This is a genomic window from Synechococcus sp. OH30, assembly GCF_047462175.1.
In the GTDB taxonomy this organism is placed as follows: Bacteria; Cyanobacteriota; Cyanobacteriia; order Thermostichales; family Thermostichaceae; genus Thermostichus.
Window position 1 is genome coordinate 312992 of the sequence record NZ_JANSIP010000001.1, and the last position, 21323, is coordinate 334314.

19 protein-coding genes and 2 tRNA genes are annotated in these 21323 nt (G+C 60.8%); 10 read left to right on the forward strand and 11 right to left on the reverse strand.

Annotated elements, in window-relative coordinates:
• Positions 1 to 114 precede the first annotated feature (114 nt).
• Positions 115 to 1314, forward strand: a complete 1200-nt coding sequence (locus NW830_RS01560) for an aspartate aminotransferase (RefSeq protein WP_414359554.1) — start codon at positions 115 to 117, stop codon at positions 1312 to 1314.
• Here NW830_RS01560 and NW830_RS01565 read toward each other — a convergent pair.
• Positions 1311 to 2519 (reverse strand): Coenzyme F420 hydrogenase/dehydrogenase, beta subunit C-terminal domain, encoded by a 1209-nt coding sequence (locus tag NW830_RS01565; protein WP_414359553.1) that lies wholly within the window; start codon positions 2517 to 2519, stop codon positions 1311 to 1313. The two genes, NW830_RS01560 and NW830_RS01565, sit on opposite strands and share 4 nt — an antisense overlap.
• Positions 2520 to 2645: 126 nt before the next feature.
• Complete coding sequence (locus NW830_RS01570) at positions 2646 to 3278, reverse strand: response regulator transcription factor (protein ID WP_414359552.1); 633 nt, start codon at positions 3276 to 3278, stop codon at positions 2646 to 2648.
• Between the two features lie 297 nt (positions 3279 to 3575).
• On the opposite strand from NW830_RS01570, the gene NW830_RS01575 reads away from it, so the two are divergent.
• Positions 3576 to 5627 (forward strand): ribonuclease catalytic domain-containing protein, encoded by a 2052-nt coding sequence (locus NW830_RS01575; RefSeq protein WP_414359550.1) that lies wholly within the window; start codon positions 3576 to 3578, stop codon positions 5625 to 5627.
• 75 nt (positions 5628 to 5702) lie between these two features.
• A complete protein-coding gene (locus NW830_RS01580; protein ID WP_414359548.1) occupies positions 5703 to 6716 on the forward strand; it encodes a phosphate ABC transporter substrate-binding protein in 1014 nt (337 codons plus the stop codon).
• Positions 6717 to 6721: 5 nt separating this feature from the next.
• Here NW830_RS01580 and NW830_RS01585 read toward each other — a convergent pair whose 3' ends face one another.
• Positions 6722 to 7843 carry an LptF/LptG family permease gene (locus NW830_RS01585; RefSeq protein ID WP_414359546.1) on the reverse strand — a complete coding sequence of 374 codons (1122 nt, stop codon included), beginning with the start codon at positions 7841 to 7843 and terminating at the stop codon, positions 6722 to 6724.
• Positions 7844 to 8109: 266 nt separating this feature from the next.
• On the opposite strand from NW830_RS01585, the gene NW830_RS01590 reads away from it, so the two are divergent.
• The gene (locus tag NW830_RS01590; RefSeq protein ID WP_414359544.1) at positions 8110 to 9567 is read left to right on the forward strand and encodes a pyruvate kinase; all 1458 of its coding nucleotides are present in this window, start codon (positions 8110 to 8112) and stop codon (positions 9565 to 9567) included.
• Positions 9568 to 9577: 10 nt separating this feature from the next.
• Here the strand turns inward: NW830_RS01590 and lptB are convergent, their stop codons facing one another.
• Complete coding sequence (gene lptB, locus NW830_RS01595; RefSeq protein ID WP_414359543.1) at positions 9578 to 10306, reverse strand: LPS export ABC transporter ATP-binding protein; 729 nt, start codon at positions 10304 to 10306, stop codon at positions 9578 to 9580.
• 451 nt (positions 10307 to 10757) lie between these two features.
• Here lptB and NW830_RS01600 point away from each other — a divergent pair, with 451 nt between their 5' ends.
• Positions 10758 to 11216 (forward strand): pentapeptide repeat-containing protein, encoded by a 459-nt coding sequence (locus tag NW830_RS01600; protein WP_414359542.1) that lies wholly within the window; start codon positions 10758 to 10760, stop codon positions 11214 to 11216.
• Positions 11217 to 11323: 107 nt separating this feature from the next.
• Here NW830_RS01600 and NW830_RS01605 read toward each other — a convergent pair.
• Together NW830_RS01605 and NW830_RS01610 are read right to left on the reverse strand one after the other, a co-directional pair.
• Positions 11324 to 11404: transfer RNA gene (locus NW830_RS01605), tRNA-Leu, on the reverse strand.
• Between the two features lie 74 nt (positions 11405 to 11478).
• Positions 11479 to 12423, reverse strand: coding sequence for a PLP-dependent cysteine synthase family protein (locus tag NW830_RS01610; RefSeq protein ID WP_414359541.1), 945 nt, complete (start codon positions 12421 to 12423; stop codon positions 11479 to 11481).
• Positions 12424 to 12569: 146 nt separating this feature from the next.
• Here NW830_RS01610 and NW830_RS01615 point away from each other — a divergent pair, with 146 nt between their 5' ends.
• The 3 genes from NW830_RS01615 to NW830_RS01625 all read left to right on the forward strand — a co-directional run bounded on the left by NW830_RS01615 (position 12570) and on the right by NW830_RS01625 (position 15259).
• The gene (locus tag NW830_RS01615) at positions 12570 to 13715 is read left to right on the forward strand and encodes a cob(I)yrinic acid a,c-diamide adenosyltransferase (protein ID WP_414359540.1); all 1146 of its coding nucleotides are present in this window, start codon (positions 12570 to 12572) and stop codon (positions 13713 to 13715) included.
• A 75-nt stretch (positions 13716 to 13790) separates the two neighbouring features.
• Positions 13791 to 14468, forward strand: coding sequence for a lysophospholipid acyltransferase family protein (locus tag NW830_RS01620; protein ID WP_414404533.1), 678 nt, complete (start codon positions 13791 to 13793; stop codon positions 14466 to 14468).
• Positions 14465 to 15259 carry an alpha/beta fold hydrolase gene (locus NW830_RS01625; RefSeq protein ID WP_414359536.1) on the forward strand — a complete coding sequence of 265 codons (795 nt, stop codon included), beginning with the start codon at positions 14465 to 14467 and terminating at the stop codon, positions 15257 to 15259. The genes NW830_RS01620 and NW830_RS01625 overlap by 4 nt, the downstream gene beginning before the upstream one ends.
• On the opposite strand, the gene NW830_RS01630 is transcribed toward NW830_RS01625, so the two are convergent.
• Both NW830_RS01630 and NW830_RS01635 read right to left on the reverse strand, forming a co-directional pair.
• Positions 15219 to 15962 (reverse strand): HAD-IA family hydrolase, encoded by a 744-nt coding sequence (locus NW830_RS01630; RefSeq protein WP_414359534.1) that lies wholly within the window; start codon positions 15960 to 15962, stop codon positions 15219 to 15221. The genes NW830_RS01625 and NW830_RS01630 overlap by 41 nt on opposite strands.
• Positions 15959 to 16948 (reverse strand): PhoH family protein, encoded by a 990-nt coding sequence (locus NW830_RS01635; RefSeq protein ID WP_414359533.1) that lies wholly within the window; start codon positions 16946 to 16948, stop codon positions 15959 to 15961. Before NW830_RS01635 ends, NW830_RS01630 begins: the two co-directional genes overlap by 4 nt.
• Before the next feature lie 730 nt (positions 16949 to 17678).
• Here NW830_RS01635 and NW830_RS01640 point away from each other — a divergent pair.
• Together NW830_RS01640 and NW830_RS01645 are read left to right on the forward strand one after the other, a co-directional pair.
• Positions 17679 to 17770: transfer RNA gene (locus tag NW830_RS01640), tRNA-Ser, on the forward strand.
• 48 nt (positions 17771 to 17818) lie between these two features.
• The gene (locus NW830_RS01645; RefSeq protein WP_414359532.1) at positions 17819 to 18577 is read left to right on the forward strand and encodes a TIGR00297 family protein; all 759 of its coding nucleotides are present in this window, start codon (positions 17819 to 17821) and stop codon (positions 18575 to 18577) included.
• 89 nt (positions 18578 to 18666) lie between these two features.
• On the opposite strand, the gene NW830_RS01650 is transcribed toward NW830_RS01645, so the two are convergent.
• The 3 genes from NW830_RS01650 to NW830_RS01660 form a co-directional block, all read right to left on the reverse strand.
• Entirely contained in the window at positions 18667 to 18999 is a 333-nt protein-coding gene (locus tag NW830_RS01650; RefSeq protein ID WP_414359530.1) for a ribulose bisphosphate carboxylase small subunit, read from the reverse strand.
• A gap of 8 nt (positions 19000 to 19007) precedes the next feature.
• Positions 19008 to 19415, reverse strand: coding sequence for a RuBisCO chaperone RbcX (rcbX, locus tag NW830_RS01655; protein ID WP_414359529.1), 408 nt, complete (start codon positions 19413 to 19415; stop codon positions 19008 to 19010).
• A 68-nt stretch (positions 19416 to 19483) separates the two neighbouring features.
• The gene (locus NW830_RS01660; RefSeq protein ID WP_414359527.1) at positions 19484 to 20908 is read right to left on the reverse strand and encodes a form I ribulose bisphosphate carboxylase large subunit; all 1425 of its coding nucleotides are present in this window, start codon (positions 20906 to 20908) and stop codon (positions 19484 to 19486) included.
• Positions 20909 to 21323: the final 415 nt, after the last annotated feature.

A 21323-nucleotide genomic window follows, 5' to 3' on the forward strand; every position in this document is an offset into this window, starting at 1 on the left:
TAGCCGTTGGTTTTCTTGCTGCCCAAGGCTGGCTCTGCTCTGCATTGCCTTGGGAGCAGCTCTGGCGATAAGCTGTGCAGTTAACCCCAAGTCAGCCCCCTCTGGACTGGTTTTATGAACCTTGCCCCCGCCCAACGCCTACGCAAGCTGCCTGCCTATGTCTTTGCCCGTCTGGATGAGCTGAAGGCCCGCGCCCGCCAGCAGGGGTTGGATTTGATCGATCTGGGCATGGGCAACCCCGATGGCCCCACTCCCCAGCCAGTGGTGGAGGCGGCCCAGGCGGCCATTGCCGATCCTGTCCACCACGGCTACCCTCCCTTTGAGGGCACGGCCAGCTTCCGCCAGGCAATTGCTGAGTGGTACTGGCGCCGCTATGGAGTGGAGCTGGATCCCGATGGAGAGGTGCTGCCTCTTTTGGGATCCAAAGAGGGCCTGACCCACCTGGCCTTGGCCTATGTGGATCCGGGGGATCTGGTGCTGGTGCCCAGCCCCGCCTACCCGGCCCATTTTCGCGGCCCCATGATTGCCGGCGGGCAGATCTACCCGCTGCTGCTGCGCCCCGAGAAGGGGTGGCTCATTGACTTGCAGGAGATCCCGCCGGAGGTGGCCAAGCAGGCGCGGGTACTTTACTTCAACTACCCCAACAACCCAACGGCGGCGGTGGCGCCCCGCTCGTTTTTTGAAGAAGTGGTGGCCTTTGCCCACCGCTATGAGCTCATTCTGGTGCACGACCTGTGCTACGCGGAGCTGGCCTTTGACGGCTATCGGCCCACCAGCCTGCTGCAGATCCCTGGCGCCAAGGACTTGGCCGTGGAGTTCCACACCCTCTCCAAGACCTACAACATGGCTGGCTGGCGGGTAGGCTTTGTGGTGGGCAACCGCCAGATTATCCAGAGCCTGCGCACCCTGAAAACCAACCTCGACTACGGCATTTTTGGCGCACTGCAAAAGGCGGCCGAGACGGCTTTGGCCCTGCCAGAGAGCTACCTACAGCAGGTGCAGGAGCGCTACCGCCGCCGGCGCGACTATCTCATTGGCCGCCTGGCGGAGCTGGGCTGGCAGATTGAGCCGCCGCGGGCAACAATGTACCTCTGGATCCCGACGCCCCGCACTGCCGATGGCACTCCTGAGGGATCGACGGAGTTTGCCCTGCGGGTGCTGGAATCTACGGGCGTGGTCGTAACCCCTGGCAGCGCCTTTGGGGAAGGGGGGGAAGGCTATGTGCGAATTAGCCTGATTGCCGATTGCCAGCGCTTGGGCCAGGCCATCGACCGCTGGGCGGAAGCCGGGATCCGCTACCTCACCTCCAGCTAGGGAGAGGGGAGTTGGTACTGCTCTACAATGCGCCGGGCAAAGGGAGGGACATGCTGCTCCAGCTTGTGGGGGTAGTGGCGGCGCAGGTAGAGATAGTTGCGGACAAAGTGGGAATCAATGGAAAAGCGGGCATATTCCAGGCCACGGGGCCCAAAGCGCTGGATTGCTGCCCCCAGGATCCGAGCCAGCCACATGGGCAAGCTCAGGGCTTGCTCGTAGGCTTGGATCCCCTGCTGCACTGCCGCTCGCCGGGATCCCTGCGAGATCACCGGTTGGGTTTCCAGCTCTTCCCAAACCAGATCCAAGAGCTCCCGCCCGCGCCAGTTGCGCACCAGCAGCCACTGCCAGCCAAAGGGGGATCCCATGTAGCCCACCACCAGATCAGCCAGGCCGTTGACGTAGTCGAAACAGGTAAGGCAAGAGGGGGCAAATACGTCCTTGAGTTCTTTGGTCTTGAGGCCGAAAAAAGGCACCTTTTCCACCGAGCCGTCTTCGTGTTTGAAGTGGATGTGGAAGTCCTGCATGAACTCGTAGTGCACCACCGTTTGCGGGGAGCGGCTGGTGGTTTCCAAAAACTTCTGCAGGCCGGCGCGGCTGACATTGTCCACACAGGGCGTGCCCAGCACGTAGAGCCTCTCTAGGCCCAGCTTTTTCTCCACCGCCCGCAAAGCCTGGATCTGACAGCCCACCCCGATAACCAAGAGGCGCTTGAGACCACTTTGCTCCACCTCCTCCAGGACGGAGAGATTGGGGGATAGGGTTGGCTTGTTAACCCGCGCCGCCAAGACCGCCTCCGGAGTACGCGCCAAGACAGGCCGCGGCTGAAAGCGATCCTGGGGATCCGCCTGCACGCACACCACCCCTTCTACTAGGCCGCTGCTGAGGGCCTTCATGCCGATGCTGCTGACGATGCCCGTCCACTGGGCACCGGGGATTGGATCCCGCCGGCGGGCCGTGTACATTGCCTCGTAGACGCCAAAGTAGTCGCTGTCGCTAACGGCAGTCGACTCGGAGCGCAGCGACTCGCGGGATCGCCCGTGGGTTTGCTCTTCCAGGCGGGTAAATTGCTGGTTTAAGAAGGCACAGGCTTCTTTGACGTAGGCGACATAGCGGGTATCGCAGAGGCCGCACTGGCTGCACAGCTCTTTGGCCGGATAGTGGCCGGAGCGGATGGGTCGGGCCGGACGCGGGAAACGGGATCCCATGGGGTCTAGATCGTAGTGGACAGAGGCACCCTGACCGGTTACCTCACTTTATTAGTTTGCTGCCAAAACGACAGACAAGGGCAGAAAAGTTGCCCCGGACAGCAGAGAAGTCCTCTCGGTAGCCCCTCAGCCCCTGCCCAAACCACTTTCAATGGCCCAGCGGGCCAGCTCGGTGCGGTTGTGCAGGCCAGTTTTGGCCAGCATGTTGCTGACATGGCTTTCGACGGTGCGCTGGCTCACCCCCATCACCTCGGCAATCTCGCGGTTGGACATCCCTCTAGCCACATACTGGAGCACCTTGGTTTCTGTGGGGGTCAGCTCAACTTCCCGATCCAGCTTGATGACCGGCTGAATGCCGACACTTCGCATTTGCAACAGGCGCTCCGTGTGTTTGAGGACGGCTTCCACCTGGGCCACCAGCTCTTCCGCTTCAAAGGGTTTGACCAGGTAGGCGTCTGCCCCCGTATTGAGCCCGCGTACCCGATCGGTCGTTTGCCCGCGCGCCGACAGAAAAATGACCGGGATCCAATCCGTGGTGCTATCAGAGCGAATGGTCTGGACAAAGGTGTAGCCATCCATCTCCGGCATCATCACATCGCAGACAATGAGATCCGGAGTCCAGTGGCGCATTATTTCCAGCGCTTCCCGTCCATTGCTGGCTGCCACCACCTCGTAGCCCCTAAACTCCAGGTAATCCTTCACCAGGAGGATGAGATTGGGATCATCATCAACAATTAGTAGGCGCTTTGGGCTGTTCACGGCTAACCTCGTCGTTGCCAACAAGCCTAGGGGACTAGCTAGATAAATTCCCGGGGATGGGGAGACCGCAAATCTCCGGTCAAGGCTCTACCTTGCTGCTGCTGGTCCTCACTGGCTTGGTAGCTTTCCTTAGAAGCTATATCACAGGCAATACGCAAACAGCAGCCCACTCTAACGATCCCGCAATAACTGGGAGGAGCTGCTTTGTTCAAAGTTGCGTGGCGGGTTTTTCCCATGGCCAGGGGAGAGGGAGCTGGGAGAGAATGTTGACAGCAGCAAGCATGATGGGTAAAGAGGGTGGAAAAGGGTACGCTGGTAGAGTTCCGCCACAATAACGAGCGGCTATTGGCGGTAGTTCAGGGCACAGAAGGCAAAAAGAATCTCCTCCTGGAGGTGCCCTCAGGGCAGGTTTATAGCGTTCACCCCCGCCAAATTACGTTTGCCCTCAACGGCAATTCCAGCTTTACGGTTTCCGATATCCCCAGCTTCTGGCAGGCGGTACAGGCCAAGCTGGATCCCGAAAGCTTGGCTCTGGCTTGGGAATTGGTTCAGGAGGAGCGCCGGCCCCTGAGCCTGTCGGAGATGGCGCAGCTGTTGTTTTCTGACGATTCCCCAGTCTCCACCTATGCTGCCTACCGCCTCTTGAGCGAGGATTACATCTACTTCAAGGCAAAGGGGGAGGGCTACGAGCCGCGCCCGCCGGCGCAGGTGAAGGAAATCCTCCACCAAATTGCTGTTACCCAGCAGCGGCAGCAGGAGCAGGCCGAGTTTGAGGCCCGCCTAAGGGCAGCGGTGGCCCAGCCTGGGCAAAAGTACACTTGGACCCCAGCGGAACGAGCCCGTCTGGAGCTGCTGGAGCGCCTAGCGCTGCAGGGAGCGGCAGCTAGCATTCGCAACTATGAGGATCTTTCCCACAACCTTACCCCCTCGGATCGCGAGCGGGCCTCCCACCTGCTGCGGCTACTGGGATTCCCCGACACGCCGCAGGGGGCTTTTGAGGCTTTGGTGGCTTTGGGCCTGTGGAGCCGCCACGAGAACCTGGCCTTGCGCCTCACCGGGATCCCCACCCAGTTTCCTAAGGAGGTGGAGCGCTACACCCAAACTTTGCTGGGTGGCCCTCCTCCCTTCCTGGATCCCCATCTGCGGCGGGATCTCACCCATCTCCACACCTACACCATTGACGACGCCAGCACCCGCGATATCGACGATGCCCTCAGTGTTGAGTTTTGGTCGGAGGAGGAGATCAAGCTCTGGATCCACATTGCCGATCCCAGTTGCTGGGTGCAGTGGGGGGATCCTCTGGATCTGGAGGCCCGCCGGCGGGGTACCAGTGTCTATTTGCCCGAGCGGGTGATCCCGATGTTTCCACCGGAGCTGTCCACCGGCCTAATGAGCTTGGTGCAGGGGGAGGTGCGGCCTGCCCTCAGCTTCGGCATCTGGCTGGGATGCGACGGTGCCGTGCGCAACTACGAGATCTGCCTTAGCCAAATCCAGGTCAACTACCGCCTCACCTACGACGATGCCGACGAGATGCTGGAGTTGGGGGCAGAGGCCCAATTGACGGCCATTGCGCGGGCAGCCCAGTGGCGCTACGCCTGGCGGATGGCTCAAGGGGCCATCCAGATCGGCCTGCCGGAGCAGGACATTAAGGTCATTGACGAGACCCCCCACCTGCGCGTTATCGAGGATACGCCGGCGCGGCAGATGGTGGCGGAGATGATGGTGCTGGCCGGCGAGGTGGCCGCTCGCTTTGCTTGCCAAAATGGGATCCCGGTGCCCTATCGCCTGCAGCCGGCTCCTGAGCTCCCCCCGCCGGAGGTTTTGGATCTGTATCCCCAGGGGCCGGTGAGATCCTTTGCCATCATGCGCTGTCTATCGCGGGCAGAGGTGGCCACCCAACCGGGGCGACATACGGGGCTGGGTCTCGATGCCTACTGTCAAGTAACTTCCCCCATTCGCCGCTACCTGGATCTGGTGGCCCACTACCAGATCAAGGCTTTTTTGCGGGGGGATCCCTTGCCCTTGACCGAAGCCGAGGTGCAGCAGTTGTTGCTGGCCATTGAGCCGGGCACTGCAGAAGCGGTTCAAGTGGAGCGCAAGTCCAAGCGCTACTGGAGCATCGAGTACCTCCGCCAGCGACCGGGGCAGATTTGGCGGGCCTTGGTCTTGGGCTATCTGCGGGAGGAGGAAAACCTCGTCATGGCTCTGCTGGAGGAGATTGCCTTTCGGGTGCCGGTGCGCCTAGAACGCCAGGTTCCTCCGGCAACTTGGATTGAACTGGAAGTCGTGCAGGCAGATCCCCGCGCCGATGTGATTGAGTTACGGGAGGTGAGGGACTTTGTTCCTTGACCTGTTGCTCACCTCAAAGGGGCAAGCAGCTGATACAACAGAGGGAGATCCTCCCTGTTCTTCAGGAGAAATTCCATGACCCCGCGGCCTTCCGGTCCGCCGCCAATTGTCTACATCCTCTTGATTGCCCTCTTGGGGGGTGGTGGCTGGTACGCCTATCGCTCCGGCCTATTGGACTCCTTCCTAACTCGAGGGAACGTGCCTTCTGTCCCCGGCCAGATGCCGGCTGCCCAGCCGCAAGCCCCGACAGCACCCAACCTTCCCCAGGCGCAAGCCCCCAATCCACCTGCCAGCTCGGTTAACCTGGATACTTCCCTGCCCAACCCGGCGGTGCTGCAGATGGATGGCAGTGTCACCATGGTGCGCCTTGTCTTGGCCTTGAAGGCGGGCTACAGCCAGCGCAACCCTGGTATTCCCATTACCTACGGGATCCCCGATGGCAAGCCCAATGGCTCTAATGCCGGCCTCAAGGCCCTCATGGAAGGCCGCATCCAGCTTGCTGCCAGCTCTCGTCCCCTCAATGCCAGCGAGGTGCAGGCGGGTTTGCAGGCGATCCCGGTGGCCAAAGATGCCCTGGCGGTGGCGGTGGGGGTAAACAACCCTTACAAGGGCGGCCTGACGCTGCAGCAGTTGGCCGATATCTTCCAGGCCCGGATCACCAACTGGAGTCAGGTGGGCGGCCCGGATCGCCCAATTCGCGTTCTCAACCGCGCCCCCCAGAGCGGCACCTACACTGTCTTCCAGGAGCTGGTGCTGCTGGGGCTGCCCTTTGCCCCCGACAACCCGCCCTACTTCACCACCGCCACCCAAGATGTCACCACTCCGCTTCTGCGGGCTTTGGGGGAAGATGGCATCACCTACAGCACTGTGGATCAGGTGCAGAACCAGCAAACGGTGAGGATAGTACCCATCGACGGCCAAATGCCCACTCGCGAGGCCATTCAAAGTGGCCGCTACCCGCTGGCTCGCAACGTATTTTTGGTGGTGCCGCCAAAAACCAGCCCCGTGGTGGCTGACTTCATCAACTACGCCCTCTCCGACCAAGGCCAACAAATTATTGGCCGCACCGAGTTCATCCCCCTGCGCTAGCTAGCCTAGCGATTGGCTCGGTAAAGTAGTCCCAGCCCCACTGCGGAGCAGATGAAGTTGGGCAACCAAGCTGCCACCTCCGGCCCCAGCGTCCCAATCTGCCCCAGCGCCTGGCTGACAAACAGCAGCACGTAGTAGGCAAAGATAATCAGCACGCTGAGGCCCAGGCCCAGAGAAGAACTGGTGCGCTGGGGGCGCAGGCCCAGAGGCGCCCCAATTAAGGTAAAGGCCAGACAGGCAAAGGGGATGGCGTACTTTTGGCTAAGGTTGACCTGGAGGCGGCGTACCCTTTGCAGATCCCCCGAGCTGGCGAGGACTTCGATGTAGCGGCGCAGCTCTTGAATGTTCATCTCCTCGGGGCTGCGAACCTCCTGGGCCAGATCCAGCGGCGCCCGCGACAGACGCAGCTCCTGCCGAGCAAAGGTGGCGATGTTGCGGTAGGTGCCGTCGGGCGAAACGAGGTAGGTGGTGCCCTCTTCAAACACCCAGAGGTTCTCCTGGGGATCCCAGCGCCCCCGTTGCGCCAAGAGAATTTGGCTGAGAGCCTCGTTGGAAAAATCGAGGACAATGACGCCGCGCATCTGCTGGCCATCGAAGCTGCGGGCATAGAACTGACGGGTTAGCCCTTGCCGGCGGGAAAAAGTGCCGTCCGGCTCGGGCGTAAGGATCTCGCCAAACTCTTGGTAAAGAATGTTCTCGCGGCGAAAGTCCGGATCCCGGTTCAAAGCACGGTTTAAAGTCAGGGCCGCCTGGCGGTTGCTCACCGGCACCACCAGCTCGTTGAAGAGAAACGTTAACGTCGTCACCAAGAGGCTGAGGAGGAGAGCAGGCACCACCAGCCGGTAGAGACTCACGCCGCAGGCCCGCAGGGCAGTGATCTCGTTATCAGCAGACAGGCGCCCATAGGCCAGCAGTGTTGCCAGCAACATGGACATGGGGAACGTCAGGACGATGATCCCCGGTGCCCGCAACACAAACACTTGCAACGCTGCCGAAAGGGACAGCCCCGCCTCCACCACCAGACGCACCAGCTCAAACAGGGATCCCACTGCCATCACCAGGGTGGTAAACGCCCCCACCCCAAAGAGAAAGGGCAGGAGCATCTCGGAGATGAGGTAGCGATCCATCAGACCTACCGCACAGACGAGGGAGAGCCTGGGGCAGGACTGCTCAACCGAATAAGGAGTGGGGGGAGAAGAGAGTTTCACGCAGCCCAAGGAAGTAGTAGCTAGGACAGCCAGCCCTTCGGGAGAGCCGAAGGCTGTTAACGACTCTAGACTGGAACGTTGGGGAACGAAAGGTTGATTGCCCCCTAGATCGACCTATGATTGTGCAAAAGTGTGCTCAGAATTAGCCTTGGGCCTGGCCGGTTATTTCTGCAAAATCTCCGAGCATGGCTCCTGCTCTCCCCAATCTCAAAGGCTTGCTAGAAAGACTCCTGGAGCTGCGCCGGCAAGTGGTCGAGGGATCCCAAACCTACCTAGCCGCTTGGGGCTGTTCTGCGGATCCTCCTCCAGCCATTTGCAACCTGGCGCGCTACCTAGCGCTGCGCCAACACGATCTGCGCAACCTGCAATTAGAGCTGGCTGCTGTGGGGCTGTCCTCGCTGGGGCGATGCGAATCGCGGGTTTTGGAAAACCTGGATGCGGTGATTGCTATTTTGGCAGCCACGCAGGGCCTAAGCCACAAGGGGCCCAGCTATGAGGAGTTTTACGCTGGAGACATGGCCCTAGAGCAGCACACTGCGGTTCTCTTTGGCCCTCCCTCGCCCCACCGCCGCGCCCGCATCATGGTAACCCTGCCCAGCGAAGCTGCCGAGCAGCCAGAGCTGCTGCTGCAACTGTTGCAACGGGGCATGGATGTAGCGCGAATCAACTGCGCCCACGACGATCCCTCGGGGTGGGAGAAAATGGTGGCCCACTTGCGCTGGGCCGAAGCCCAGACCCAACGGCGCTGCAAGATTTTGTTCGACCTGGCCGGCCCCAAGATCCGCACTGGCCCGGTGGCCATGCCCCCCGGTAAAGCCAAGGTGTACTGCGGGGATCGCATCCTGCTCACGGCAGCCATGCCGCCGGTCAACTCTGACATCCCCTGCCAGGTGGCTTGCACCCTGCCGGAGGTTTTGGCAAACCTGCAGGTGGGAGCAACTGTTTGGATCGACGACGGCAAGATTGGCGCCCGCGTCGTGGGGATCGAGCCAGCGGGCGTGGTGCTGGAGGTGGACAAAGTTGCTCCCCAGGGCAAGAAGTTACGAGCCGAAAAAGGCCTCAACTTTCCCGACAGCCAACTCCCAATCCAGCCCCTGACCGAGAAAGACCGCCAAGACCTGGACTTTGTGGTGCAGTATGCCGACCTAGTGGGCTATTCCTTTGTCCAGCAGCCGGCGGATCTGCAGGTGCTGTTTTCTGAGCTGGAGCGGCGCCAGGCTCGGCCTGACTTGGGGTTAATCCTGAAAATCGAGACCCGACAAGCGGTGAAAAACCTGCCGGCTCTCATCGCGGCGGCTGCTAATAGGCCGCTGGGGGTGATGATTGCCCGGGGAGATCTGGCCGTGGAGATGGGCTGGCTGCGCTTGGGGGAGATCCAGGAGGAACTGCTGTGGATCTGTGAGGCCGCCCATGTGCCCGTGGTGTGGGCTACGCAGGTGCTGGATCAGCTCACCAAAGAGGGCTTGCCCTCCCGGCCTGAGCTTTCCGATGCGGTGATGTCTGCCCGCGCCGAGTGCGTCATGCTCAATAAGGGCCCCTATCTCCTGGAGGCGGTTGCCCTTCTGGATGAGCTGCTGGCCCGCATGCAGGCCCACCAGCACAAGAAAAGCCAACGCCTGCGGGCTTTGTATTCCTGGCAGTAGAGGAAGCTCATTAGAGGCGGAACTTCTCCCCCAGGTAATACTTGCGCACCAAGGGATCCGCCGCCAGCTCCGCTGGTGTACCCTTGGCCAGGATGGCACCCTCGTTGAGAATATAGGCCCGGTCGGTGATCTCCAGCGTCTCCCGCACGTTGTGGTCAGTAATCAAAACACCGATGCCCCGCTGCTTGAGCTTGGCCACCACCTCCTGGATATCTGCCACCGCAATGGGATCCACCCCTGCGAAGGGCTCATCCAGCAGCAGGAATTTTGGCCCGTGGATCCCGGCAGCCAGAGCGCGGGCAATTTCGGCGCGGCGCCGTTCTCCCCCCGACACCTGCAAGCCCAAACTGTGGGCCACATGGGCAATGCGGAACTCCTCTAGCAGGTGGTTGAGGCGCTGCTGCCAGAGGCGGCGGGGCACCCCCGTCTGCTCCATAATCAGCAGCAGGTTGTCTTGGATGCTGAGGCGGCGGAAGATGCTGGGCTCCTGGGCCAGGTAGCCAATCCCCAAGCGGGCGCGGCGATGCATTGGCAGATGGGTAATATCTTGGTCATCCAGCCAGACATGGCCTCGGTTGGGCTGGATCAAGCCGGTCATGATGTAAAAGGTGGTGGTTTTCCCCGCTCCATTGGGCCCCAGCAACCCAACAATTTCTCCTTGCTCAAGGCTCAAGTTGACATCCTTGACCACCTCGCGGCGGCCATAGCGCTTACAGATGTTTTCCAGTCGAATCTGCATAGACCAGCACAGGGTTGCTGTTCAATGTTGACTGATCCTAGAGGGCTAGTTCCATAGAGGCTTCTCCCTTTTCTCCCCAGGCTGCTCCAGACCTGCATGGGAACTGGGAGATCCTCGCCGCCTGCCGTAGCTGCACGCGCTGCCTCCAAAGGGGAGGCTCGGTATCCAGCAACCTTGACTCCGATTGTCGCTGTTGCTCCCTGCGTTGCTGTCCTCTCCCCTCCTGGGAAAGCTTGCCTGTCGCCCGGCTCAGCTCGAGGAAAGGCAAGCCGAACCCTCCTCCTTGGCTGGCAATCCCCTGGAATTCAGTTTTGCTGGGACTGGGGCAATCAACCGCTGGCTGTGGATCGCTTTCCCCCATTTGAGAGAGTGGCCGAAGCCAGCAGATACCACTATCATGGGACCAACGCAGGACAACCCCGCTCCGTCCTCGAGATGAGGCTTGGTTACCATGAATCTCCATCTCAAAGCTTCCGCCGCTTTGGCGCTGCTGACCACGGCTGCTGTCGCTTCCGCTGCCGCTGCCACACCTCCTAACGCCTGCTTCCTACGCTACCTACTGGCCTCCAAAGCGTGCCCTAACTGCCGCCTAGGATCCCTTGAGCTGAGCCACCTGGATCTGGCGGAAGCCAACCTCCAGGGCGCCGACCTCATCGAGGCCAATCTAGAGCGCACCATCCTGACAGGCGCTAATCTTAGCGGTGCTTATCTAGTGGGAGCCAACTTGCGGCGAGCCCAGTTGCCTGGCGCCAACCTCAGCGGTGCCCACCTGGAGGGAGCGGACTTGCGGGGTGCAGATTTGCGGGGGGCCAATCTCTCCTTCGCCTCCCTCTACGGCGCCGACTTGCGCGGGGCCGATCTGCGCAATGCCAATCTGGCTGGAGCTGACCTGCGCTTTGCCCGCACCTAGGGCGCCCGCCTGCAGGACGCCATCCACGAGTAGCGCAAAAAGCCAAGATAGCTCCACTGCCTGTTTTCCCTCTCAAGGGGAAGGAGCAGTTAGAGGCGAGGATCTACTGCGGATGGCGAGACTCGAACTCGCATGGCAAAGCCACACGCCCCTCAAACGTGCGCGTATACCAATTCCGCCACATCCGCGCTAGCTTGACTCCCACTATCCTAGCAGCAGAAAGGCTGGGGTGTTAAGGGGCCGGCAACTGGACAGCAAGGCACTAATCCTCCGTCCAAAACCGCTCTGAGAGGTACTTGTCGGCCCCATCGCAGAAAATGGTGACCACAACCCCACTTGAAAGTTGGCGCGCCACCTCAAGGGCAGCCACCACATTGGCACCAGAAGAGATGCCCACTAGTAGCCCCTCCTCCAAGGCTAGGCGCTTTACCATCTTCTGGGCAGCTTCAGTGGAAACCTCGAGGTGCCGGTCCGGCAAGCTGGGATCATAAATCTCTGGCTTGAGAGCAGTCGCCATGTGCTTGAGGCCTTCAAGGCCGTGGAAGGGGGAGTCGGGCTGCATGGCAATGATCTGGATATCAGAGCGGTACTCCCGCAGGCGCCGCCCTACCCCCATGCAGGTGCCGCTGGTGCCTAGCCCGGTTACAAAGTGGGTGACCTGTCCCTGGGTTTGCTCCCAGATCTCCACCCCTGTGGTCTCGTAGTGGGCCTGCCAGTTGGCGGGGTTGCTGTACTGGTCGGGATAGAAGTAGAGATCGGGGTTTTCGGCATAGAGAGCACGAGCTTTCTCGATGGCCCCATCGGAGCCAAGGGCTGGATCCGTGAGCACTAAGTCCACGCCGTAGGCAGCGAGGATCTTCTTGCGCTCTGGGCTGGCGTTGGCCGGTAGGGCCAGCTTCACCTTGTACCCCAAAGCTGCCCCTATCCAGGCATAGGCGATGCCCGTGTTGCCGCTGGTGGCATCCAGAATGATCTTGCCAGGCCTCAGCTTGCCCTCGCGTTCGCCAGCCCGAATCATGTTCAGGGCCGGGCGATCCTTGACCGAGCCCCCGGGGTTGTACCACTCTGCTTTGCCATAAACTCGTACCGCTGGCGGCAGATCAGCAGTAACCCGTCGCAGGCGAATAAGCGGTGTGCGTCCCACCAACTCAATGGGGCTCTCCACTGCAGGGGGCAAGGGGCGAGAAGAAAACGCACTCGGGTACAAGCGGGATCCCTCGCTAGACGAGCACTGGACTGGATAACCATTGCTCATCTTATCCCGGGGTTTACCAGTTCTGGCCTCTTCTGGGCTTCCCCGCTTCCTCTAGCTAAGATGGGGGTAGGGAAGCGAGCGTTCTAGGCAACAGAAGAATGCGGAGCGGCAGGGCAGAAATCGGCATTGTAACGGCGCGACAATTTGACCGCCGGCGAGGCCAGATCCACGTTTACGACGGCGAGGGCAAAGGCAAGTCGCAGGCGGCGCTGGGGGTTGTGCTGCGTTCAATTGGCCTGGGCATTGAAAACTCGGCCCCCAGCCGAGTGTTGCTGGTGCGGTTTCTTAAGGGACCGGGTCGCACCTACGCAGAGGATGCAGCAATTGCCGCTCTCCAGCGGGGCTTCCCCCACCTCATTGATCAGCTGCGCACGGGGCGGGGCGAGTTCTTCGGCCCCGACGAGATCACCAAGTTTGACCGCCAGGAGGCCCGCCGCGGCTGGGATGTGGCCAAGGGAGCACTGGCCTCAGGATTTTACTCGGTGGTGGTGCTGGACGAGCTAAACCCGGTGCTGGATCTGGGCCTTCTGCCGGTGGAGGAGGTTGTCAGCACCCTCAAGCAAAAGCCGGAGGAGATAGAGGTGATCATCACTGGGCGGGGGGCACCCAAAGAAATTATCGACCTGGCCGATCTGCACTCAGAAATGCGCAGCGTCCGTCGGGCGACGGATCCCCAGAACGGTCAGCCCCCCCTCAGCGGCATTGAGATTTACACCGGCAACGGCAAAGGCAAATCCACCAGCGCCCTAGGGCGGGCCCTGCAGGCGATTGGGCGTGGCATTAGCAAGGATCTCTCCCACCGCGTCCTAATCATGCAGTGGCTCAAAGGGGGGACGGGCTACACGGAAGATGCGGCCATTCGGGCCTTGCGGGAGAGCTACCCTGACCTAGTGGATCACCAGCGCTGCGGCCGCGATGCCATTGTCTGGCGGGGCAAGCAGCAGGAAATCGATTATGTAGAGGCAGAGCGGGGCTGGGAGCTGGCACGGGCGGCCATTGCCTCTGGGCTTTACAAAACCATCATTCTGGATGAGCTCAACCCCACGGTGGATCTGGAGCTATTGGACGTGGAGCCGATTGTTGAGGCTTTGCTGCGCAAGCCGCGGGACACAGAGATCATCATCACAGGGCGCTGCCATGCCCCCTTGCCCTATTTTGAGCTGGCCTCCGTCCATTCGGAAATGGTAAGCCACAAGCACTATGCCGAGCAAGGAGCCGATCTGCGGCGCGGGGTGGACTATTGAGCAAACTCAAAGATGGAATCCTTGACAGCGCTTAGGCAAGGCAGCAGATTCCTGGAGGCCAGGGTACTGGCCCAGTTGCTACTTGCTCTTTTCCAGACGGAGGTGTGGGTGGAGGGCAAGGAGCGGGTTCCCCAGGGTCCGCTGCTGGTGGTCAGTAACCATCGCAGCTTTTTGGATGCGCCGGTGCTGATTGCTGGGCTGGAGCGGCCAATCCGCTTTGCCTGCCACTACTACCTCTCTCAGGTGCCCCTCTTGCGGGAGGTAGCCTTTGCCCTGGGTTGTATCCCCCTGCAGCAGGGATCCGGGCCCCAGCTTGCCTTTTTTCGCCAGGCTCAGGCCACGTTGGCAGCAGGCGGAGGAGTGGGAATTTTCCCGGAAGGGGCAGAGCAGATTACCCGCGAGACCTCACCCCAGGAGCTGGGCCGGTTTCAGCCGGGCTTTGCCCACCTGGCCTTGGCTGCCGGGGTAGACCCTCTGCCAATTCTGCCGGTAGCGGTGTGGGCCCAACACGAGTGGCGGGGGATGGACATCCCCATGGCTTTTTTCCGCTGGTTTGACCCCACCGAGCCCAGGTTTCAGCAGGCGGGGGGGCATCCAGTGGTGATCTATCGTCAGGTGGTGGTGCGAGTGGGATCCCCTCTTTGGGTGGAGGGAGCAAGGCGTTACACCTGCCGCCAGGAGCGGCTGCAGGTGATTCAGGAGTTAACGGCAGCCGCCCGGGAACAGGTGCGCTTGGGATTAGTAGAGAGATGAAAAAGAGAAGTGGCGAGGCAGCAGCCTCTAGCGGGATCAGGCCGGCGCCGCAGGCAGGCAGCCAGGAGCGGCCGCTGCTACTGTACCTGCCTGGCCTGGATGGCACGGGCCGATTGTTTTACCGGCAGGCGCAGGCTCTGCAGGCCGAGTTTCGCGTCCGCCCTGTGAGCTTAAACCACCCCGAAGCGGGGCATAGCTGGGAGAGCTTGGTTGAGTGGGTGGGATCCCACCTGGAAGAAGGAGCCTATCTGTGCGGCGAGTCTTTTGGAGCCTGCCTAGCGTTGGCCGTCGCCGCCCAGCAGCCCCAGCGCTGTCGCGGCCTGATTCTGGTCAATCCGGCTTCCTCCCTGCGGCGCCGACCCTGGTGGTGGGCGGGTCATCTTCTCCTGCCCTTTTTGCCGCCGGCGCTCTATCACCAACTCGCCGAGCGGGGGCTGGGATTTTTGGCGGAGCTGAGTCAAATGGAGCCGCCGGATCGGGAGCGGTTGCGCCAGACTGTGCATAGCATCGCTCCAGAGGTGGCTGCCCAGCGCCTAGCCTTGCTGGGATCCTTTGTTGTGGAAGAGCTGCCCCTGGAATCGATGGCCCTGCCGACCTTGCTGGTGGCGGGGGGGCGGGATCGCCTCCTGCCCTCGGTGCAGGAGGTGCAGCGTCTGGCGGAGCGGCTGCCCCAGGCCCAGGTGGAGATCTCGCCTTGGAGCGGCCACGCCTGCCTTCTGGAGCGGCAGATGAATCTGCGGCGCTACTTGCTCAAGCCCGATGGGGTTTTTGCTCCCCTGCTGAGTCGTTGAGAATGGAAAGGGCTCCCCAGAGGTCGCCTATCCGCCCTTGGCAGGAGGGATCTTTCCCTTCTCGATCCAGCCAAAGGGCTCTCAAGCCCGCTGCTGTGGCCCCTTGATAGTCTTCGCGGTAGCTGTCGCCGATGTGGCAAGCGGCTTCGGGGGGGATCCCTTGCGTCTCCAGGGCAGCTTGGAAGATGCGGGGATCGGGCTTGGCATAGCCCACCTGGGTGGAGAGGGTGAGGCTGGAAAAATAGCCCTCCAACCCCAGTGCCTGCAGCACCCTGGGCAGGCGGCTGTCGAAGTTGGAGATCACCCCCAGCCGGATCCCTTCCCCCTGAAGAGCCTGGAGAACTGGCAGCGTCTCCGGATACAGTTCCCAGGGATCCGCCCCGGCAAAATACTCGAAAAGGTGGGCAAAAAACGCCGCAAAGCGCTCCTCCCCAAACTCAGCCAGGGATCCCACCCCCGCAAAGGTCTGGCGCACCACCTGCTGCCACCAGGCCCGCTCCCAAGCCAGCAAGGAGGATCCCGATAGACCACCACAGGCCGGCGGGGGAGCGCTGGCAAAAGCTTGGGCAAAGGCGCGATCCAGGGCCTGCGGATCTACCCCTACCCCATACTCCGCTGCCACCTGGCTATAGGCTTGGCCAACGCTGCCCCGCACCCGCAACAGCGTGCCCACGACATCGAAGAAGATGACCCTCGGCCTCACTGCTGGCTCTCGTAGCGGGCGTAGGCCTCCACAATCCGCTGCACCAGCGGGTGGCGCACCACATCTTGCTGGTCAAAGTAGCAAAAGGCTACCCCCTCCACCCCGGCCAGGATGCGCTCCGCAGCGGCCAACCCCGAGAGGCGATGTCTGCCCAGATCCGTTTGGGTGAGATCCCCAGTAACCACCATGCGCGACCGAAACCCCAGCCGCGTGAGCGCCATCTTCATCTGCTCCGGAGTGGTGTTCTGGGCTTCGTCCAAAATGATGAAAGCGTTGCTTAGCGTGCGGCCGCGCATGTAGGCCAGGGGCACCACCTCGATTATCCCCTGCTCCATAAGCTGAGGCAGCTTGGCCGGCTCGATAAACTCAAACAGGGCATCGTAGAGAGGCCGCAGATAGGGATCCACCTTCTCTACCAGATCCCCTGGCAAGAACCCCAGCTTCTCCCCTGCCTCCACCGCCGGGCGTGTCAGGATCAAACGCTCGTACTCGCGGTTTTGCAGGGCTGTGATGGCCACAACGGCAGCCAGATAGGTTTTCCCAGTGCCTGCCGGCCCAATGCCGAAGCAGAGATCGTGGGTGCGAATGGCTTGCACGTACTCCTGCTGACGGGGCGTTTTAGGCCGAATCAGCTCCCCCTTGCGGGTGCGGGCCAGAACACCTCCTGTTTGCACTTGCCGATAGGCCTCAGCTTCCTGGTTGGAGAGGGCGCGGAAGGCTTGTTCGGCATCAATTGCAGTTACAGGGTGGCCAGCTTGCCAAAGGGGCCTCAGCAATTCTAGCCACTGCCGCACTTGCTGCCGCTGTTGAGGGGTCCCCTTCAGGTAGAGATCCTGCCCCCGCAGGGTTACCGAGGCGCCGCTGCAGCGGCTAATCCATTTCAAGTTAGCCTCTTGCACCCCCGCTAGGGACATGGCCTGTCGAGGGCTTGACAAGGAGATGATCTCAAGATCGATGGCGGCGGAAGAAGTCGAGGTGTTGTGCATGCCGCGGGCGCTGTGCACCCTAAGACCTGTGATGGTGATCCTATCAGAAGCAGCGGCCAGGGCGCTCTGGGTTCTGGCCAGCCTTGGCAAAGGGTTTGACGCCGGGAGACTCCCCCGGCAGCAGCGTTTGATTACCCTCCCCCGACTAACTTGGGGGATTCTTACCCAGCCCGCAAACGGAGCTGCAAAGGCGTTCTTCACCCACCCTCCTCGCTTCCCAAAGAGCCACCACCTGTTGGGTTTTTCACCGGAGTGGGGTAGCTCATCTCCATCCAAGAAGCTTGTCTGGGAACTGTGCGCCTCATCCACCTCAATCCAGAACGCTAGCAGAGTGGGGCTATGCGCTCCTTCAACTGGCCTGTTGGCATAGGCACGAAGTTTTGGTTGTGAACCTTTCCTGAGTTGCAGTCTTGCTTCTGTATTCCAACCCAAGATAACTTTCCCGATCCCGTAGGGGGGACGAAGTTACCCAGCGAGCAGCCTTGTGGACGGCATCCCGCCTCCTACGGTTTCTTTGCTTGGTCACGCGGTCAAGCTGCCGAGACCAAAAACCCTGCAGCTTGTCAGTTTTGTGCCTGTTGTCCCACTGGTTAAAGAGTTGACCTTGCGCCCGTCAAGAAATTACTAACGCAATGACTCCCATCATTGAACAGTTGCCAGCTGGGAGCCCATCTTCTACAATGGGTCAACTAGCAGCCGGGGTTCAGCTTACTGCTGACTCCGCGGGTATGGAGAGGTGGCTGAGTGGTCGAAAGCGGCTTCCTGCTAAGAAGTTACGGGGCCCAAAAGGCTCCGTCGAGGGTTCGAATCCCTCCCTCTCCGTTGCGATAGCTGGGAACTGGCCACCTCTGCTGGGGATGGAGAACAGCGATGGGCCTGGGGTGGCTTTTAAGTCAGTGGGGGGTGGCGCTCTGGCTCAATCTCATCTTGGTGGTGCTGGCCCTGCAGAGTCCCCAGAAGGCCTTGACGCGAGCTGGGGTGTTCCACGCCGGCCTGCTGGGCCTGTTGGTGTGGGGGGGCCTAGGGTGGCGGGGCTATGCGGTGGTGGCCGCCTACTTTTTGGTGGGCACAGCCGTCACCTGGCTGGGGATCCACCGCAAGCAAAGGCAGGGGATTGCTGAGAAGCGAGGGGGGGCACGAGGCCCAGAAAATGTCTGGGGCTCTGCTTTGACCGGGGCAGTATGTGCAGTGGGATACGCTTTCTTCCCCCACCCCCTTTGGTGGCTGGGATATAGCGCCAGCTTCGCCGCCAAGTTGGCCGATACCGTCAGCAGCGAAGTAGGAAAAGCCTATGGACGACAGACCTTTTTGCTCACCACCTTTCGGCCGGTGCCGGCAGGCACCGAGGGAGCTGTGAGCCTAGAGGGATCCCTGGCGGGGGTGGCGGCGGCAGCAGGGATAGCCGCCCTGGCCTGGGGCATTGGCGGAGAATGGGTGGGAGGGGATCCCTGGTGGCTGGGCGCCTGCTGGCTAGCTGGCCTCCTAGCCACCTTGGCAGAAAGCTGGATGGGAGTGGTGTTGCAGCCTCGCCTAGCTTGGATGGCCAATGAGGTGGTTAACGGCATTCAAACAACCCTAGCTGCTCTTCTGGCGGTGGGGTTGGGAGCGCTCCTGGGGATCGGATCGTAAGAAATTCCTTTGCAGAAAAGAGGGGAGGAGCCCTTCGGCAGCTCTCTCCCCTGTGGATGTCAGATGCGGCCGGGGGCTTTGGCCAGCTCTTAGCGCAAGCCGCTTGGCTTGTAGACTAAGAAGCTAAGCACTTGGCACTGCTTGATGTTGTCGAACCCCACTACACGGATGAAGCAATTGGGGTAAGCACTACGGCAGGCCTGGAGCTCTGTTAGCACCTCCTGCGGGGAAGTGGCGCCAAACAGCGGCAGCTTCCACAAGGTCCAGAAGTGGTCGGTTGGCTCGGAAGACTCGTTGAATTCGATGGCCGGGATGTAGCCCTGATCCAGGATGTACTGCACCTGCTTGAGGATCTGCAGGTCCGTCAGGGGTGGCAAATAGGAGAAAGTTTCGTAGCGGCGCTCTTTCGGTAGGGTTTGCATGACTGAGATTACTCCACTTCAGATGTAGGGTTTTGTAGAAAGGAGCCTGCCTCCGGGTGGGTAAGGGGCAGGGATCCTGTTGCTGAGGTCAGCCGTTCCAGGTGGTTGCGGCGGTGTTCCATGTTGGCCTGTTGAATGCCAGTTCTGGCCATTTCTGGCAGGTAGTCCACCACCTCCGCCGCTAGGTGTTCCCGAACAGTCATGATGCGGTAGGCCAAGTCGGCCCGCTCTGCCAGCAAGGCCCGCAGGTAAGCCTCCCCATCCTGGAAGCTTTGCCGAGCAGAAAACTGCTGCAGCCAGAGGGCCCTGGGAGGATCCGTCTCGCTCAGTTGGGCCAGCACCGTGCGCATCGCCTGATAGGTCAGGTAGCTGATCAGCGTTTTGGCCGTATCCTTGGCAATCTGCTTTACATCCATGACCAATCCGGGGGACGGGGCAAACAGGGGGCAAGAGAAGCTGGAGATCCCTTGCCCCCGAAAGACTCTTAGAGCGTATCGACGGGCTTGAATTCGAACTTGACCTCTTTCCACAGCTCGCAGGCAGCGGCCAGTTCTGGCGACCACTTGGCTGCTTCGCGGATGATGTCGTTGCCCTCGCGAATCAGATCTCGGCCTTCATTGCGGGCCTGGATGCAGGCCTCCAGAGCCACCCGGTTGGCCGTCGCGCCTGGAGCGTTCCCCCAGGGGTGACCTAGGGTTCCGCCACCAAACTGCAGCACAGCGTCGTCCCCGAAGATCTCCACCAGTATGGGCATGTGCCAAACGTGGATCCCACCGGAAGCCACCGGCATCACCCCCGGCATGGAAGCCCAATCTTGGGTGAAGAAAATGCCGCGGGAACGATCCGCCTCAACGTAGTTTTCTCGCATGAGATCCACAAAGCCCATGGTGATGGCGCGGTCGCCTTCCAGCTTGCCCACCACCGTACCGGCATGCAGGTGGTCGCCACCCGACATGCGCAGGCACTTGGCCAGCACCCGGAAGTGGATGCCGTGGTTTTTCTGCCGGTCAATCACCGCGTGCATGGCGCGGTGGATGTGCAGCAGAATGCCGTTGTCGCGGCACCACTTGGCCAGACTGGTGTTGGCCGTAAAGCCGGCGGTGAGGTAGTCATGCATGATGATGGGGGCACCAATCTCCTTAGCAAACTCCGCCCGCTTGAACATCTCCTCGCAGGTGGGCGCCGTCACGTTCAGGTAGTGCCCCTTGATCTCGCCGGTTTCTGCCTGCGCTTTATGGACCGCTTCCATGACAAACAGGTAGCGATCCCGCCAACGCATGAAGGGCTGGGAGTTGACGTTTTCGTCGTCCTTGGTAAAGTCCAGCCCACCCCGCAGCGCCTCGTACACAGCCCGCCCGTAGTTTTTGGCGGAAAGGCCTAGCTTGGGCTTGATGGTGCAGCCCAGCAGTGGACGACCATACTTGTTCAGCTTATCCCGCTCTACCTGGATACCGTGGGGAGGGCCCTGGAAGGTCTTCAAGTAGGCTACGGGAATACGCAAGTCCTCCAGCCGCAGCGCCTTCAAGGCCTTGAAGCCGAAGACATTGCCCACAATCGAGGTGAGCATGTTGGTAACTGAGCCTTCCTCGAAGAGATCCAGCGGGTAGGCGACGAAGCAGAAATACTGGTTCTCTTCGCCAGGAACCGGCTCAATGTCGTAGCAGCGGCCCTTGTAGCGATCCAAGTCAGTGAGCAGATCGGTCCAAACCGTTGTCCAGGTGCCTGTTGAGGACTCAGCCGCTACGGCTGCCCCCGCTTCTTCCGGAGGGACGCCCGGCTGAGGCGTAACTCGGAAACAGGCCAGGATATCAGTATCCTTAGGTGTGTAATCGGGGGTGTAATAGGTCAGCCGGTAGTCCTTTACCCCCGCTTGGTAGCCGCCTTTGGTTTTGGTTGCTGAGTAGGCCACGTCAATCCCCCTCTACACGAATGACAAACTCTGCAAAGTTGAAAATACAGCCACTCAAGACAGTCAAGGGAGCAGAGGTAAAAATCCTGCTCCTGGAGTTGCCTCACAAGTGGGAGGCTCAACTTGTGCCTTGATCCCCCTCCCTTAGGCAGGGGAAAGATCTGAGCCTTACCCCTAGAACTTCTTCCATCGCCAGCTTTGACACGTCGAGCCTAGAAAATTCCCTGGGAATATTTCCAGCTCCTGTCGCAGCTGCGATTTCGACGATGCAACTCTACCTTAGGTTTAATCCTAACCTATCATCTGCGATGAGAGGCAGATCATTACTTTCTTTATGAGTTTGATTAGTTTACTTAAAGCAAGCCAGGCCCTCTCTTGGCAGCAAGATAGATTTCTTTAACTCTCTTCACATCTT

Excerpts from the sequence above, each read along its gene's own strand:
- NW830_RS01645 (WP_414359532.1), top strand. The coding sequence starts at position 17,819 with ATGGGCCTGGGGTGGCTTTTAAGTCAGTGGGGGGTGGCGCTCTGGCTC.
- NW830_RS01560 (WP_414359554.1), top strand. The coding sequence starts at position 115 with ATGAACCTTGCCCCCGCCCAACGCCTACGCAAGCTGCCTGCCTATGTC.
- NW830_RS01600 (WP_414359542.1), top strand. The coding sequence starts at position 10,758 with ATGAATCTCCATCTCAAAGCTTCCGCCGCTTTGGCGCTGCTGACCACG.
- NW830_RS01590 (WP_414359544.1), top strand. The coding sequence starts at position 8,110 with ATGGCTCCTGCTCTCCCCAATCTCAAAGGCTTGCTAGAAAGACTCCTG.
- NW830_RS01580 (WP_414359548.1), top strand. The coding sequence starts at position 5,703 with ATGACCCCGCGGCCTTCCGGTCCGCCGCCAATTGTCTACATCCTCTTG.
- NW830_RS01585 (WP_414359546.1), bottom strand. The coding sequence starts at position 7,843 with ATGGATCGCTACCTCATCTCCGAGATGCTCCTGCCCTTTCTCTTTGGG.
- NW830_RS01625 (WP_414359536.1), top strand. The coding sequence starts at position 14,465 with ATGAAAAAGAGAAGTGGCGAGGCAGCAGCCTCTAGCGGGATCAGGCCG.
- NW830_RS01565 (WP_414359553.1), bottom strand. The coding sequence starts at position 2,519 with ATGGGATCCCGTTTCCCGCGTCCGGCCCGACCCATCCGCTCCGGCCAC.
- NW830_RS01650 (WP_414359530.1), bottom strand. The coding sequence starts at position 18,999 with ATGCAAACCCTACCGAAAGAGCGCCGCTACGAAACTTTCTCCTATTTG.
- NW830_RS01635 (WP_414359533.1), bottom strand. The coding sequence starts at position 16,948 with ATGCACAACACCTCGACTTCTTCCGCCGCCATCGATCTTGAGATCATC.
- NW830_RS01615 (WP_414359540.1), top strand. The coding sequence starts at position 12,570 with ATGCGGAGCGGCAGGGCAGAAATCGGCATTGTAACGGCGCGACAATTT.
- rcbX (WP_414359529.1), bottom strand. The coding sequence starts at position 19,415 with ATGGATGTAAAGCAGATTGCCAAGGATACGGCCAAAACGCTGATCAGC.
- lptB (WP_414359543.1), bottom strand. The coding sequence starts at position 10,306 with ATGCAGATTCGACTGGAAAACATCTGTAAGCGCTATGGCCGCCGCGAG.